This window comes from Escherichia sp. AM3 (genome assembly GCF_032029835.1).
Taxonomy (GTDB): Bacteria; Pseudomonadota; Gammaproteobacteria; order Enterobacterales; family Enterobacteriaceae; genus Escherichia; species Escherichia coli.
Genome location: NZ_JAVUPQ010001312.1, coordinates 1 through 236, shown reverse-complemented (window position 1 = coordinate 236; position 236 = coordinate 1). Strand labels below are relative to the sequence as shown.

The 236-nt window shown below is 58.9% G+C and carries 1 protein-coding gene; it reads right to left on the bottom strand.

The genetic code is table 11. The features are described 5' to 3' along the window. Positions 1-236 (bottom strand): alcohol dehydrogenase catalytic domain-containing protein (locus RTW80_RS30840; protein ID WP_312722069.1); only part of this gene is annotated, 236 nt, incomplete at both ends.

Genomic DNA, 236 nt, shown 5'->3' with positions numbered 1-236 from the left:
ATTCCGGGAAGAAGGTTGAGATGACGCGTGCGCCGGGCTTGAAACGCGTAACGCCTTCGCCGATGCTGTCCACCACGCCTGCCATGTCAGATGCTGGAGTAAACGGGAAGGAAAGCGGAATCGGCATCGTGCCTTCAATCACCATTTTATCCCGGTAGTTGAGCGCAACGGCTTTAACCCTGACGCGAACCTCCCCCGGGCCTGGCTGTGGAACAGGCTCCTGAACGAGCCTGAGG